We start from the raw sequence: 15175 nt of genomic DNA on the forward strand, positions 1-15175 counted from the left end.
GCATGGCCCTGTCGCGACGCACAGGTGCGCGCTTTCAGGCCTCGATCTGGCCGGGTTTCGTGGATGCGATGACCGGCCTTCTGCTGGTGCTGACCTTTGTCCTGTCGATCTTCATGGTCATGCAGTTCGTGCTGAACGAGACGATCTCGGGGCAGGAAAGCGAACTGGACACGCTCAGCGCCGAGATCACGGCCCTGTCCAAGGCGCTGGGCGTGGAACGCACCCGCGCAACGCGGCTGGAAACAGAACTGGGCCGCATGACCTCGACGCTGAGCGACCGTGACCTGCAACTGGCCGAACAGCAGACCATCATCGACAGCCTGACCGCCACCCGCGACAGGCAGGCGGATCAGCTTGCCGCCGCTGCCGCCCGCATCGCGACCTTCGAAGAGCGCGTGGCCACCCTGTTGCTGGAGCGGGACACGGCGCGCGACGAGGTTCAGGACCTGACCGTCGCCCGCGACGCCCTGGCCGAAGAACGCGACGAACTGACCGACGAACGCGATGCGCTGACCGCCGCGCTTGCCACGGCCCGAAGCGAGATCGACGAACAGGCGGAAGCCGCCAGGCTGGCCGCCGCCCGGCGCGAGGCGATGGAGGCGCTGATCACCGATCTGCGCACCCGTAACGCGGACCGTGACGCGCGCATCGCCGCGCTGTCCGCCGATCTCGACGAGGCCGAAAAAGCCCTGACCGCAGAGGAACAGGCCAAGCTGGCCGAGGCAGAGGCGGCTGCCGCCCTTCGCAAGCGGCTGGAAGAGGCGGATGCGGAGCTGACCGCCATGACGCTGGCCCTGGAACAGGAGCGCGCCCGGGCCGAGGAGACGCTGACCCTGCTGGCGGCGGCCCGAGAGGCGGAAAAGGACCTGAACGCGCAACTGGCGGCGGCGTTGCTTGCCCGGCAACAGCAAGGTGACGACCTGCAAGCGCGCATCGACGCGCTGGAGGCGCAATTGGCCGAGGCGCGGCGGAACGAAACCCGCCTGACCGCGCAACTGGCCGACCTGCGGGATGAAAGCGCGCTGGAGGCGCAGCGGCTCAAGGCCCGGATCGACGACGCGACGGCGCGCATCGCCCGGCTGGAGGCGGACCTGGACGCGGCCGCAAAGGCCGGTGAGAAACTGACCGCCGGGCTTGGCCCGACCGAGGCACCGCCCGCAACGCTGCAGACGCAGGTGGATGCGGCGCTGGCCCGCATCACCGAGCTGGAGGCGGCCCTGTCGCTGGCACGGCAGGACGAGGCCAGGCTGAACGAGGAACTGGCCGTGGCGCTTGCCGATGGCGAGCGCGAGGCGCGCGCCCTGCAAAGCCGCATCGACGCGGCGCTGGCCCGGATCTCGGAGCTTGAGGAAACGCTGGCCGATGCACGGGCGCAGGGGGCGCAGACCGACAGCCGCCTTGCGGAGCTGCGCGGCGACCTGACCGAGGCCCTGAAGGCGCAGCGCGACGCCGAACAGGCGCTGGCGCGGGAAACGGCGGCACGCACCCTGGCCGAACGTGCCCTGAAGGACGCGCAGGCCGAGGCCGCGGCGCGCGCCTCGCGGCTGACGGATCTTTCCGCGCAACTGGCCCAGGCGCTGGCCCGGCTGGCCGAGGCAGAGGCGCTCCGGACCGAGTTGGAGGCGCTGCGGGCGCGCAACGAAGCGCTGGTCTCGGACCTGTCGGCGGCCGAGGGGCAGGCTGATGATCGCGCCGCGGCGCTGGCCGAACTGCGGGCAGAACGGGACCGGCTGGACGCCGCGCTGACGCGCGCGCGGGGGGACGTGGGCGATGCGCGCGGCGCCGTGGCCTCGTTGCAGGACCAGGTGGCCGCGCTGGAGGCGCAACTGGCCCAGGCTCAGGGACGTGTGACCGAGCGGACGGAACTGATCGAAGGCCTGCGCGGGCAGGTGGCCCAGGTCCAGGCGCAGCTGGATTCGGCCCTGAAACGGGTCGAGGATCGCGGCGACCGGATCGACCGTCTGCAAAGCGAGAATGCCGATCTGTCGGCGCGCCTGGCCCGGCTGGGCGGTGAGGCGGCGCAGCAGGATGCCGCGGTTGCCGCGCTGCGGGCGACGAACACGCGCTTGTCGGCGGACCTCGATGCGGCCCGCGCCCGCGCGAGCGAGCGCGACGCCCAGATGGCCCGCCTGCAGCAGGAGCTGGCGCAGGCCGAGGCCCGGGCCGAGGACCGCACCGCCGAGGCCGCCGAGCTGGAGGTGCTTCGCGGTGAACTGGCGCAGCTGCGCACCCGGCTCGAGGCCTCGCAGGCGCGCGCGGCACAGGGCCTGACCCGTGTCATCTCGTTGGAAGCCGAGAACGCGGACCTTGGCCGCCGGCTGGCCGAGGCGGATGGCCGGGGGGCGGCCAAGGACGCGGAACTGGACCTGCTCAAGGCCCGGATCGACCGGATTGCCTCGGAGCTGGATGCCTTGCGGTCCCGTGATGCGCGGCGCGATGCGGTGATCGCCGAGTTGCGCCAGCAATTGGCCGAGGCCGAGGCCCGGGCCGCCGAACAGAGCGACGACACCCGCACGCTGGAGGAAAAGCTGGCCGCCGCATTGGCCGCGCGCATGGCCGCGGAGACGACGGTTGATGAAACACGCGACCGGCTTGCCGCGGCCCTTGCCGCGCAGGAGGCGGCGGAACTGAAACTGGACGCGCGGCTGGACGAGGTCGAGGAGCGGCAGATCCTGCTCAACACGGCGCGTGAAAAGCTGGCCCTGACGGAGGAACGCGCGACCAAGGCCGAACTGCAGGTCGAGGCGCTGAACCAGAACGTGGCCGAGTTGCGCCGGCAACTGAGCGAGCTGCAGGCGCTTCTGGATGATTCCAAGGCCCGCGACGCGGCGGCCGAGGTCCGGCTGCAGAACCTCGGGTCGGAACTGAACGCGGCGATCGCGCGTGTGGCGCAGGAAGAACGGCGCCGCCGCCTGGCCGAAGAGGCGCGCCGCAAGGCTGAAGAGGAAAAGCGCAAGCTTGAGGAAGAAAGGGCCAAAAGGCTGGAGGCCGAGAAGAAGGACCTGGAGAGCTATCGCTCCGAGTTCTTTGGCAAGCTGCGCGCGGTCGTGGGCGACCGCGAAGGCATCCGGATCGAGGGTGACCGTTTCGTGTTCTCGTCAGAGGTGCTGTTCGAGGTGGGGTCGGCCGATCTTTCGGCGGCAGGTCGGCGCGAGATCGAGAAGGTCTCGCAGATCCTGCGCGACATTTCCGGGGACATTCCTCAGGGCATAGATTGGGTGATCCGGGTGGACGGTCATACCGACAGCCAGAAGATTCGTCCGGGCGGAGATTTTGCCGACAACTGGGAGCTCAGCCAGGCGCGGGCATTGTCCGTGGTGCGCGACATGATCGACAACTACGACATTCCGCCCAACCGGCTGTCCGCCAACGGGTTTGGCGAGTTCCAGCCGATCGATCCCGCGGACACGCCGGAGGCGCGGGCGCGGAACCGGCGCATCGAGTTGAAACTGACGGAACGCTGATCTCCGGGCGGCAAGTGCGTTGCAACGCGCTTGCGTCGCGCTCAGTTCGAGACGGTCACATGTGCGAAGCGATGGGCGATGACCTTGCCGTCGCGGGTCAGCCTGGCACGGCCCAGGTATTCCCCGGCAGGCCAGCCCGAGGGAGGGGCCTTGCGACCCACGGCCCGCATCTGGCTGGCCTGGTCGCTGTCCAACGTGATGGCGCGGCGAAACAGGTCGGTCCCGGCAGGGCTTTCCGCTGAAAGCGTCAGGACGTCGCCGGGCTGGGCGTAGCCCAGGTGGGCATAGACGACCATCGCCTCGTCCGGGCCCAGGGTTGGACGCCGGGCAGAGCCGTCGCCCACCGCCTGCAGTGTCGGCACCGCATCCGAGAACCCGGCGGTGACGAGGCCCGTCCTTGTATAGGCGGGCGGTTCGGTCCAGAGAGACGGGCCGGGATCGCCGCAGGTGCCCGTGGCCTCGGGGCGGAAAGGGTCGACCACCTGGCCGTCGCGCAGGAGCGTCAGGTGCACATGGGGGTGGTTCGTCTGCCCCGAGAGGCCGACAAGGCCCAGCGGATCACCGGGTTGAACCAGGTCGCCAGGCGCGACCGAGACAGAGCCGAGCCGCAAGTGGCAATAGAGCGTCTGCCAGCCCCCGCCGTGATCGATCAGCACCGCGTTTCCGCAGGCATTTTCCGAGGTGACGCCCCGCATCAACCGGTCATCGGGCATCGAATCCCGGGTGCGTTTGACCACGCCGGGCGCGGCGGCCAGAACCGTCACACCCTCACCGATGGCACCAAAGTCGAGCAGGGCAAAATCCGTGCCCTTGTGCCCGTCGCGGGAATTGATGCCGCAGGCGAAATCCCTGTGTCGGCCCTGCGTGGGGTCGTTGTCGACGTAATCCTCGATGAAACAGGTCTCGCCCAGGGTGCAATCCAGCGGCACCGAAAGGCGAAAATCCTCCGCCCCGGCAGGCGGGACGGAGGAGATCAGGGCCAGCGCGGCCGCAAGGGCGGCGCGCGCGTGCGTCATTCCGCGGTCAAAAGCGGCGGCTTCTTGGAACCGAGGCGCGGGTTGTCCGGGCCGCTGAGGTCGAGGAACAGCTCGCCATCGCGGACCGAAACCTTGACCACACCGCCCTTGGCCAGCTTGCCGAAGAGCAGTTCCTCGGCCAGCGGCTTCTTGATGTGCTCCTGGATCACGCGCCCCAGCGGGCGGGCGCCCATCTTGTCATCGTAGCCCTTGTCCGCCAGCCATTCGGCAGCGGGCTTGGTCAGCTCGATGGTCACGTTGCGATCCATGAGCTGCGCTTCAAGCTGCAGTACGAACTTTTCGACAACCTGCAGGATGGTGTCCTTGGGCAGCGGTGCAAAGCTGATCACCGCGTCCAGGCGGTTGCGGAATTCCGGCGTGAAGGTCCGCTCGATGGCCGCCGTGTCCTCGCCCTCGCGGCGGTCGCGGCCAAAGCCGATGGCCGACTTGGCCTGTTCGGTCGCCCCGGCGTTCGAGGTCATGATCAGGATCACGTTGCGGAAGTCCACCGTGCGACCGTTGTGATCGGTCAGCGAGCCGTGGTCCATGACCTGCAGCAGGATGTTGTAGACATCCGGGTGCGCCTTCTCGATCTCGTCCAGCAGCAGCACGCAGTGCGGGTGCTGGTCGACGCCGTCGGTCAACTGGCCGCCCTGGTCAAAGCCGACATATCCCGGAGGCGCGCCGATCAGGCGAGAGACCGCGTGTTTCTCCATGTACTCGGACATGTCGAAGCGCAGCAGTTCCACGCCAAGGCTGTCCGCCAATTGCTTGGCAACCTCGGTCTTGCCGACGCCGGTCGGGCCTGCGAACAGATAGTTGCCGATGGGCTTTTCCGGTTCGCGCAGGCCGGCACGGGCCAGCTTGATCGCCGAGCTGAGGGCCTCGATCGCCTTGTCCTGGCCAAAGACCACGCGCTTGAGGGTGTTTTCCAGGTCCTTGAGCACCTCTGCGTCGTCCTTGGAGACGTTTTTCGGGGGGATGCGGGCGATCTTGGCCACGACCTCCTCGATCTCCTTGGTGCCGATGGACTTGCGCCGCTTGGAGGCGACCACAAGGTGCTGCGCCGCGCCGGCCTCGTCGATCACGTCGATGGCCTTGTCGGGCAGCTTGCGGTCATTGATGTAGCGCGCCGAAAGCTCCACGGCGGTCTTGATGGCGTCGCCAGTGTATTTGACGCTGTGGTGCTCCTCGAAATAGGGCTTCAGGCCCTTGAGGATCTTCACGGTGTCCTCGACCGACGGCTCGTTCACGTCGATCTTCTGGAACCGGCGGGACAGGGCGCGATCCTTTTCGAAGTGCTGGCGGAATTCCTTGTAGGTGGTCGACCCCATCGTGCGCAGCTTGCCGCCCTGCAGCGCGGGCTTCAGCAGGTTGGAGGCATCCATTGCCCCGCCAGAGGTGGCCCCGGCGCCGATCACGGTGTGGATCTCGTCGATGAAGAGCACCGCGTCGGGGTGTTCCTCAAGCTCCTGCACCACGGCCTTGAGCCGCTCCTCGAAGTCGCCGCGATAGCGCGTGCCGGCCAGCAGCGCACCCATGTCGAGCGAGTAGATGGTGGTGTTCGCCAGCACCTCGGGGGTTTCGCCAGCGACGATCTTGCGTGCCAGCCCTTCGGCGATGGCGGTCTTGCCCACGCCGGGATCACCCACCAGAAGCGGGTTGTTCTTGCGGCGGCGGCAGAGCACCTGGATGCAGCGCTCGACCTCGGCATTGCGGCCGATCAGCGGATCGACGTCGCCGTCACGCGACTTGGCGTTGAGATCGACACAGTATTTCGCCAGTGCCGATTCCTTGTCCGAACCGGGGGCGGCGGCCTCGGCCTGCTGCGCCTCTTCCTCGGCCTCGGTTGCGCCCTGGACAGGCCGCGCCTCGCCGTAGGCGGGGTTCTTGGCGACGCCATGCGCGATGAAATTCACCGCGTCGTAGCGCGTCATGTCCTGTTCCTGCAGGAAGTAGGCGGCATTCGATTCGCGTTCGGCGAAGATGGCGACCAGGACGTTTGCGCCCGTCACCTCGGTCCGGCCCGAGGACTGGACGTGGATCGCCGCGCGCTGGATCACGCGCTGGAACGCAGCGGTCGGCACCGCCTCGGACCCTTCGACATCGGTCACGAGGTTCGACAGATCGTCGTCGATGAATTCGACCAGCGTGGTGCGCAGCTCCTCGGTGTCGACCGAGCAGGCTTTCATCACGCGGGAGGCATCCGGTTCGTCGATCAGCGCAAGAAGAAGGTGTTCAAGCGTGGCGAATTCATGGCTGCGAGAGTTCGCCAACGCCAGCGCCGAATGAATTGCCTGCTCAAGTGTGTTCGAGAATGAAGGCACGGGAGTGCTCCTCTTGTCTGCGCCGATCCGTGAGGATCAGCATTGCCTCATAGTATTAAAGTTTGGTCGATTGCGGCCACTCTTCAAGTTTTTTCTCAAGGTTCCTGCATCACTTTTGGACAAACGGGCGAAACCTGCCGTGTGCGTGATCAGAACCGGTCCTTGCGCGCGCGCACCTCTGCAAAGACCTCTGCATCCGTTCCGCCCGGCAGGCCGACGGCCCGTTTCACGCTGTCGGTGGTGGCTCGGAGGAAGGGATTTGTTTCAAGTTCGACCGAAAGCGGCACCTGTGCGGTGGGCCGCCCCTCGGCGCGGGCTGCGTCGATCTCCCGCTTGCGAGAGATAAGCGCTTGGTTCTCCGGTTCAATGGTCAGGGCAAATGCGGCATTCGCCGTTGTGTATTCATGTCCCGAGTATACCACGGTTTCCGGGGGCAGAGAGGCCAGCTTTTCCAGACTATCCCACATCATCTGAGGCGTGCCCTCGAAGATGCGCCCGCATCCCAGGGCCATCAGGCTGTCGGCGGTAAAGACAGCGCCGCCGCGGGGGTAGTAATACGCGATATGGCCCAGCGTATGGCCCGGAACGGCGATCACCTCGCAGAGGCCATCCCCGGTGCCGCCGGAAAACCCCGGGTCCAGCGCCATGTCCAGTTTCGGCAGCTTGTCCACTTCGGCCTTCGGTCCCATGACAGGGCAGCCGTATTTCTCGCGCAGCTCGGCGACACCGCCGACGTGGTCGTGATGGTGGTGCGTGATCATGATGACGCCCAGCGACCAGCCACGGGCCTCCAGCGCCTCGATGATCGGCCCGGCCTCGGGGGCGTCGATCAGCGCCACGCCGTCGGGGCCGTGGACAAGGTAGGCGTAGTTGTCCGAGAGGCAGGGGACGGTCACGATCTCGAGGGGCATGGTCTTTCCTTCGCGGCTTTGTCAGGATGCGCACATCGTCAGAGTGGCGCATCGGGGCTGGGGTATCAATGCATCTGGATGTGCAGGTGTTGCGCGATTTCTACTACCGCAGTGCGCTGGGGCGCGCGGCGCAAAAGATCCTGCGCACTCAGGTTCAGCGTTTCTGGCCCGAGACGAAGGGCCAGACGGTGGTGGGCTATGGCTTTGCCGTGCCCATGCTGCGCCCCTACCTGAAAGAGGCGCGCAGGGTTGTTGCCCTGATGCCCGCGCCGCAGGGGGTCATGACCTGGCCCGCCGGTATGCCCAATGTCTCGGTGCTCAGCGAAGAAACGCTCTGGCCGCTGGAGACGGGCCATACCGACCGCTTGATTCTGATGCACGGGCTGGAAACCTCGGAACGGCCGTCGGACCTGCTGGACGAGGCGTACCGCGTGCTGGGGCCGGGGGGCAGGGCGCTGTTCATCCTGCCGAACCGGGCGGGGATCTGGGCGCGGGCGGATCACACGCCTTTCGGCTATGGGCGGCCCTATTCGCTGGGCCAGCTCGAGGCGCAACTGAAACGGCATGACTTCGTCCCCGAGGCGCATGTCTCGGTGCTGTACCAGCCGCCATCGACCCGCCGGTTCTGGATGAAGACCGGCCCGGTCTGGGAACGCATGGGCCGCGCGGTGCCCGTGACGGCGGGCGGTGTCATGATGGTCGAGGCCTCCAAGCGGCACCCGCCGTCGCGCCGCGGGGTGGGCGAGGCCGCCAAGGTTCTCAATCCGCTGGAGGTGCTCAGTCCGGCGGGCAAGGCCAAGCCGATCTGAGCCCGCCCCGGAGGCGCCAAGGGACCGGATTCTGCCCTGTGCGGGCAAATCCGGGGCCAAAAGGCTCTGTGACCTGCGGCAAATGCGGTCAGAGGCGCCCAAAACTGCCCGGGAATCGTGCATTTGCAGCAAAAACTGTGGCTTTGAGGCACCTTGGCAGAGCACGAAAGGTCGCACTAAAAGGGGCGTTTTTGCCAAGCCATTGAAAACAATACATTTAGCGCAAGCGTTTATCTTTCCTAAGCATGTTGCGAGGTGGGGGAGGCTCTGCTACATCCGCCACGATTTGATTGCTTTGACGCAGGTCAAGGTATGGAAACGCTGCCAGACGCCGCCCCGGACCCGGGGCGCGCGTAACATGGCGGCTTACTATCGGAAGGGTGGACGTGTCTGACTCAGCATCGATTTCCTCCGGCATCGCAGAGCGCTATGCCACCGCCGTCTTCGAGATCGTGAAGGAGGCCGGCGAGCTTCCCACGCTCGAAGGCAACCTGGATGATCTCTCTGCCGCGCTGGATGAAAGCGCTGACCTGCGGGATCTCCTGGTGAACCCCGTCTACTCGCGCGATGCGCAGGGCGCCGCCATCAAGGCCGTCGCCTCGAAGATGGGCCTGATGCCGGCCATGACCAACGTGCTGGGGCTGATGGCCTCCAAGCGCCGCCTCTTCGTGGTCCCGCAGATGGTCACCCTCCTGCGCGAGATGATCGCAAAGGAAAAAGGCGAAGTCACTGCAGAAGTGACCTCTGCCCAGGCCCTGACCGATGCCCAGGCGGCCCAGCTGGCGGACGCGCTGAAGGCAAAGGTCGGCAAGGATGTAAAGATCAATGCGACCGTCGATGAAAGCCTCATCGGCGGTCTTGTCGTCAAGGTGGGCTCGAAGATGATCGACACGTCGATCCGTGCGAAGCTCAACTCCCTCCAGAATGCAATGAAAGAGGTCGGATAAATGGGTATCCAAGCTGCAGAGATTTCTGCGATCCTGAAGGACCAGATCAAGAACTTCGGCCAGGACGCCGAAGTTGCCGAGATCGGTCGCGTGCTCTCGGTCGGTGACGGTATCGCCCGTGTCTACGGCCTCGACAACATCCAGGCGGGTGAAATGGTCGAGTTCCCCGGCGGCATCATGGGCATGGCGCTGAACCTGGAAACCGACAACGTCGGTATCGTGATCTTCGGCTCCGACCGGGACATCAAGGAAGGCGACACCGTCAAGCGCACCAACTCCATCGTGGACGTGCCCGCCGGCGAGGCCCTGCTGGGCCGCGTTGTCGACGGTCTGGGCAACCCGCTGGACGGCAAGGGCCCGATCGAGGCGTCCGAGCGCCGCGTCGCGGACGTCAAGGCGCCGGGCATCATCCCGCGTAAATCGGTGCACGAACCGATGGCAACCGGCCTCAAGGCCGTCGACGCCATGATCCCGATCGGTCGTGGCCAGCGCGAGCTGATCATCGGCGACCGTCAGACCGGCAAGACCGCTGTCGCCCTCGACGCGATCCTGAACCAGAAGTCGTACAACGACGCGGCCAAGGACGACTCGGAAAAGCTGTACTGCGTCTACGTCGCCGTCGGGCAGAAGCGCTCGACCGTGGCCCAGCTGGTGAAGAAGCTGGAAGAGACCGGCGCCATCGACTACTCGATCGTCGTGGCCGCCACCGCCTCCGACCCGGCCCCGATGCAGTTCCTGGCGCCCTACGCCGCGACCGCGATGGCCGAGTACTTCCGCGACAACGGCAAGCACGCGCTGATCATCTACGATGACCTGTCCAAGCAGGCCGTGTCCTACCGCCAGATGTCCCTGCTGCTGCGCCGCCCGCCGGGCCGCGAAGCTTACCCGGGCGACGTTTTCTACCTCCACTCGCGCCTGCTGGAGCGTTCGGCAAAGCTGAACGAGGACAACGGTGCCGGCTCGCTGACCGCGCTGCCGATCATCGAAACCCAGGGCGGCGACGTGTCGGCCTTTATCCCGACCAACGTGATCTCGATCACCGACGGCCAGATCTTCCTCGAAACCGAGCTGTTCTACCAGGGCATCCGCCCCGCCGTGAACACCGGTCTGTCGGTGTCGCGCGTGGGTTCGTCGGCTCAGACCAACTCGATGAAATCGGTTGCCGGCCCGATCAAGCTGTCGCTCGCCCAGTACCGCGAGATGGCCGCCTTCGCGCAGTTCGGCTCCGACCTCGACGCCGCCACCCAGCAGCTGCTGAACCGTGGTTCGCGCCTGACCGAGCTGATGAAGCAGCCGCAGTACTCGCCGCTGACCAACGCCGAGATCGTCGTCGTCATCTGCGCCGGTACGCTGGGCTACCTCGACAAGGTCAAGGTCTCTGACGTGGGCCGTTTCGAGAAGGGCCTGCTGGCCCATGTCCGTGGCAAGCACCAGGATCTGCTGGATTGGATCACCAACGAAGATCCCAAGATCAAGGGTGACAACGAAGCCAAGATCAAAGCGGTTCTCGACGAATACGCCGCCGACTTCTCGTAAGGGGATCATCAGATGCCCAGCCTGAAGGACCTAAAAAACAGGATCGAGAGCGTCAAGTCGACGCGCAAGATCACCAAGGCCATGCAGATGGTCGCGGCAGCAAAACTGCGCCGCGCCCAGGACGCGGCCGAGGCGGCCCGCCCCTACGCGGAACGCTTCAATGGTGTGATGGCGTCGCTCGCGGCCTCGGTCGGTGACAGTGATGCAGCTCCCCGCCTTCTGGCGGGGACCGGCAAGTCGGACGTGCAACTGCTGGTGGTCATGACCTCCGAGCGGGGGCTCTGCGGCGGCTTCAACACCAACATTGTGAAGCTGGCAAAGACCCATGCCGAAAAGCTCCAGGCCGAAGGCAAGACGGTCAAGATCCTGACCGTCGGCAAAAAGGGCCGCGAGCAGCTGAAGCGTGACTACGGCAATCTCTTCGTGGGACATGTTGACCTCTCCGAGGTCAAGCGCATCGGCTACGGCAATGCCCAGGACATCGCCCGCGATGTGCTGGCCCGGTTCGACGGTGGCGAATTCGACGTGGCGACGATCTTCTACGCGCAGTTCCGGTCTGTCATCGCGCAGATCCCGACCGCCCAGCAGATCATCCCCGCCGCCTATGAAAGCGAAGGGTCGGACGATGCGGGCGAAAGCACGCTCTACGACTACGAGCCCGACGAAGAGGCGATCCTCGCCGACCTGCTGCCGCGTGGTGTCGCGACGCAGATCTTCGCGGCTCTGCTGGAAAACGGCGCGTCGGAACAGGGTGCACGGATGTCCGCAATGGACAACGCGACCCGCAACGCAGGCGAGATGATCGACAAGCTGACCATCGAATACAACCGCTCGCGTCAGGCCGTCATCACCAACGAACTGATCGAAATCATCTCGGGCGCCGAGGCGCTCTAAAGACACCCGGAGACGAAACATGGCAAACGCACAAGGCAAGGTCACCCAGGTGATTGGCGCCGTGGTCGACGTTCAGTTCGACGACCACCTGCCGGCAATCCTGAACGCGCTGACCACCGACAACAACGGCAAGAAGCTGGTGCTGGAAGTGGCCCAGCACCTTGGTGAAAACACCGTCCGCACCATCGCGATGGACGCAACCGAAGGTCTGGTTCGCGGCCAGATCGTGACCGACACGGACGCGCCGATCTCGGTGCCGGTCGGCAACGCAACCCTCGGCCGCATCCTGAACGTCATCGGCGAGCCGGTCGACGAAGGCGAGCCGATCAACGCCGACGAATACCGCCCGATCCACGCCGAGGCCCCGGCCTTCCAGGAGCAGTCGACGGAATCGGAAATCCTCGTCACCGGCATCAAGGTCATCGACCTGCTGGCGCCCTACTCGAAGGGCGGCAAGATTGGTCTCTTCGGCGGTGCCGGTGTGGGCAAGACCGTTCTCATCATGGAACTGATCAACAACATCGCAAAGGTGCACTCGGGCTTCTCCGTGTTCGCCGGTGTTGGTGAACGGACCCGTGAGGGCAACGACCTGTATCACGAGATGATCGAATCCAACGTCATCAAGCCCGACAACCTGTCGGAATCGCAGGTGGCCCTGGTTTACGGTCAGATGAACGAGCCTCCGGGGGCCCGTGCCCGCGTCGCCCTGACCGGCCTGACCCTGGCCGAGCAGTTCCGTGACCAGTCCGGGACCGACGTTCTGTTCTTCGTGGACAACATCTTCCGCTTCACCCAGGCGGGCTCCGAGGTGTCGGCTCTGCTCGGCCGTATCCCCTCGGCCGTGGGCTACCAGCCGACGCTGGCCACCGACATGGGCGCCATGCAGGAACGCATCACCTCGACCAAGTCGGGTTCGATCACCTCGATCCAGGCCGTCTACGTTCCCGCGGACGACCTTACCGACCCCGCACCTGCAACCACCTTTGCGCACCTCGACGCGACCACGGTTCTCAACCGTGCGATCTCGGAACTCGGCATCTATCCCGCCGTGGACCCGCTCGACTCGAACTCGCGCCTGATGGACCCGCAGATCGTGGGCGAAGAGCACTACTCGGTTGCGCGTGACGTTCAGGGTATCCTGCAGCGTTACAAGTCGCTCCAGGACATCATCGCCATCCTCGGGATGGACGAACTGTCCGAAGAGGACAAGCTGACCGTGGCCCGTGCCCGCAAGATCCAGCGCTTCCTGTCGCAGCCCTTCGACGTGGCGAAGGTCTTTACCGGTTCCGACGGTGTGCAGGTTCCGCTGGAAGACACGATCAAGTCGTTCAAGGCGGTTGTTGCCGGTGAATACGACCACCTGCCCGAGGCGGCCTTCTACATGGTTGGCGGCATCGACGAGGTGCTCGCCAAGGCCGAGAAACTGGCCGCCGAGGCTGCCTGATCCAATCCACCGCTCGGGGGCGCCTGCCGCGCCCCCGGCCTGAACGGAGGACAACATGGCAGATACGATGCAATTCGACCTGGTGTCGCCCGAGCGCCGCCTGCTGTCGACCGAGGCGACCTCGGTTCAGATCCCGGGCGCCGACGGCGACCTGACCGCCATGCCGAACCACGCGCCGCTGATCACCACGCTGCGCCCCGGCATCCTGACGGTCGAGACCGCCAAGGGCACCGAGCAGTTCGTCGTGACCGGCGGGTTCGCCGAGATCGGCGAGAGCCTTTCGGTGCTGGCCGAAAAGGCCCTGCCGCGCGCGGACGTCGACCAGGCCACCTACGAGGCCCTGGTGGACGAGGCTCACCGCATCTACCAGCAGACCAAGGAAACTGCTGAGCATCCGGGTCTGGTGGACGACGCGGTCAAGCTGCTGCAGGACATGGTGGCTGTCGGCACGCATATCGGTCTGGACCCGAAACAGCCCTCGATCTGAGGCACCGGACAGACTATTCTGACAAGGCCCTGCCACCCGGCGGGGCCTTTCATTTTTTGTGACCCGCCGGTTTTGTGCGGCGACTCCGGGACTGACGACATGGAAACGAAACGCGGCGCCGTCTGGTTCATCCTCGCCACGATCCTGCTCGATGCCATCGGCATCGGGCTGATCTTTCCCATCATGCCGGACCTGATGGCACGCGTCGGCGCCGGGGACACGGCCACCGGGGCCTTCTGGGGCGGTGTCCTGCTGGCGACCTATGCCGGCGCGCAGTTCATCTTCTCGCCCGCAATGGGGGGCATTTCCGATGCCCTGGGGCGCAAGCCGGTGCTTCTGGTCACGCTGGCGGCGCTGGCAGTGGACTATGTCATCATGGCGCTGGCGGGGACGTTCTGGCTGTTGCTGGTGGGCCGTTTCCTGGCCGGGATCGCTGGCGCCACCTACATTACCGCCTCGGCTTACCTGGCCGATATTTCCGCACCCAAGGACAGGGCCGCGAACTTTGGCCTGATCGGCGCGGCCTTTGGTGTCGGGTTCATCTTTGGTCCTGCCCTGGGCGGCCTGCTGGCCGGTATCCATGTCACCGCGCCCTTCTGGGCGGCGGCGGGACTGGCGGCTGCGAATTTCCTGTTTGGTCTCTTTGTCCTGCCCGAAAGCCTTGCGGTCGAGAAACGTCGCGGGTTCGACCGCAAGGATCTCAACCCCTTCGGCAGTATCCTGGCGGCCGCGCGACTGCCGGGGCTTGGCCTGCCGCTGTTCGGCCTGTTCCTCTTCGAGTTCGCCAACATGGTCTATCCGGTGCTCTGGGCCTTCTGGACGCGCGAGGCCTTTGGCTGGCCCTCGCATCTGATCGGCCTGTCGTTGGCGGCCTATGGCGTGGGGGTCGTCATCACCCAAGGCGGGTTGATGCGCGTGATGATCCCGCGCATCGGTGAATGGCGCACGCTGATGGTGGCGGTGGCTGCCGGCGTCATTGCCTCTGTCGCCTACGGGTTCATCTCGGCGGCTTGGCTGGTCTGGGCCTTCCTGCCGTTTGCCTGCCTGTCCGACATGGCACCGCCGAATGCCACCGGCATCGCCTCAAACCTCGTGGACGAGGACCGGCAGGGGGTGTTGCAGGGTGTCATTGCCAGCCTCAGCGCCGTTGCGGCCATCACCGCGCCGCTGATCGTGACCCCTCTGTTCCGGACCTTTGCCGCGCCGGACGCCGGGGTCTACCTGCCCGGGGCGCCTTTCCTGATGACAGCCCTCTTGCTCATTCTCAGTGCGCTTGTCTTCTGGCCTCTGCGCCCGGGACGGCAGCAGGCGCCCGCCGCCTGACCGTCAAAAAGGCCTGT

Annotated in this window: 11 protein-coding genes; 8 read left to right on the forward strand and 3 right to left on the reverse strand. The window is 65.8% G+C overall.

Features of this window, described 5'->3' with window-relative positions; all coding sequences use genetic code 11:
* The first annotated feature begins 2 nt into the window (after positions 1-2).
* Positions 3-3464: a peptidoglycan -binding protein gene (locus G9Q80_RS14220; RefSeq protein WP_088714419.1), complete on the forward strand. Its 3462-nt coding sequence runs from the start codon at positions 3-5 to the stop codon at positions 3462-3464.
* Between the two features lie 41 nt (positions 3465-3505).
* On the opposite strand, the gene G9Q80_RS14225 is transcribed toward G9Q80_RS14220, so the two are convergent.
* From G9Q80_RS14225 to gloB, 3 genes are all read right to left on the reverse strand, one after another.
* A complete protein-coding gene (locus tag G9Q80_RS14225; RefSeq protein ID WP_088714420.1) occupies positions 3506-4480 on the reverse strand; it encodes a M23 family metallopeptidase in 975 nt (324 codons plus the stop codon).
* On the reverse strand, positions 4477-6807 hold the full coding sequence (clpA, locus tag G9Q80_RS14230) for an ATP-dependent Clp protease ATP-binding subunit ClpA (RefSeq protein ID WP_043142511.1): 2331 nt from the start codon (positions 6805-6807) through the stop codon (positions 4477-4479). Before clpA ends, G9Q80_RS14225 begins: the two co-directional genes overlap by 4 nt.
* Positions 6808-6956: 149 nt before the next feature.
* Positions 6957-7718 (reverse strand): hydroxyacylglutathione hydrolase, encoded by a 762-nt coding sequence (gloB, locus tag G9Q80_RS14235; RefSeq protein ID WP_043142508.1) that lies wholly within the window; start codon positions 7716-7718, stop codon positions 6957-6959.
* A 68-nt stretch (positions 7719-7786) separates the two neighbouring features.
* Here gloB and G9Q80_RS14240 point away from each other — a divergent pair, with 68 nt between their 5' ends.
* From G9Q80_RS14240 to G9Q80_RS14270, 7 genes are all read left to right on the forward strand, one after another.
* Positions 7787-8527, forward strand: a complete 741-nt coding sequence (locus G9Q80_RS14240) for a methyltransferase domain-containing protein (RefSeq protein WP_043142507.1) — start codon at positions 7787-7789, stop codon at positions 8525-8527.
* A gap of 380 nt (positions 8528-8907) precedes the next feature.
* Positions 8908-9474, forward strand: coding sequence for a F0F1 ATP synthase subunit delta (locus G9Q80_RS14245; RefSeq protein ID WP_043142504.1), 567 nt, complete (start codon positions 8908-8910; stop codon positions 9472-9474).
* On the forward strand, positions 9475-11010 hold the full coding sequence (atpA, locus tag G9Q80_RS14250) for a F0F1 ATP synthase subunit alpha (protein ID WP_043142500.1): 1536 nt from the start codon (positions 9475-9477) through the stop codon (positions 11008-11010).
* Between the two features lie 12 nt (positions 11011-11022).
* A complete protein-coding gene (locus tag G9Q80_RS14255) occupies positions 11023-11904 on the forward strand; it encodes a F0F1 ATP synthase subunit gamma (RefSeq protein ID WP_043142497.1) in 882 nt (293 codons plus the stop codon).
* 19 nt (positions 11905-11923) lie between these two features.
* Positions 11924-13348, forward strand: a complete 1425-nt coding sequence (gene atpD / locus G9Q80_RS14260) for a F0F1 ATP synthase subunit beta (RefSeq protein ID WP_088714421.1) — start codon at positions 11924-11926, stop codon at positions 13346-13348.
* 55 nt (positions 13349-13403) lie between these two features.
* Positions 13404-13835: a F0F1 ATP synthase subunit epsilon gene (locus G9Q80_RS14265; protein WP_043142492.1), complete on the forward strand. Its 432-nt coding sequence runs from the start codon at positions 13404-13406 to the stop codon at positions 13833-13835.
* Positions 13836-13934: 99 nt separating this feature from the next.
* Positions 13935-15158, forward strand: a complete 1224-nt coding sequence (locus tag G9Q80_RS14270; RefSeq protein WP_088714422.1) for an MFS transporter — start codon at positions 13935-13937, stop codon at positions 15156-15158.
* Positions 15159-15175: the final 17 nt, after the last annotated feature.

The sequence above is a fragment of the Mameliella sp. LZ-28 genome (genome assembly GCF_012274245.1).
In the GTDB taxonomy this organism is placed as follows: Bacteria; Pseudomonadota; Alphaproteobacteria; order Rhodobacterales; family Rhodobacteraceae; genus Antarctobacter; species Antarctobacter albus.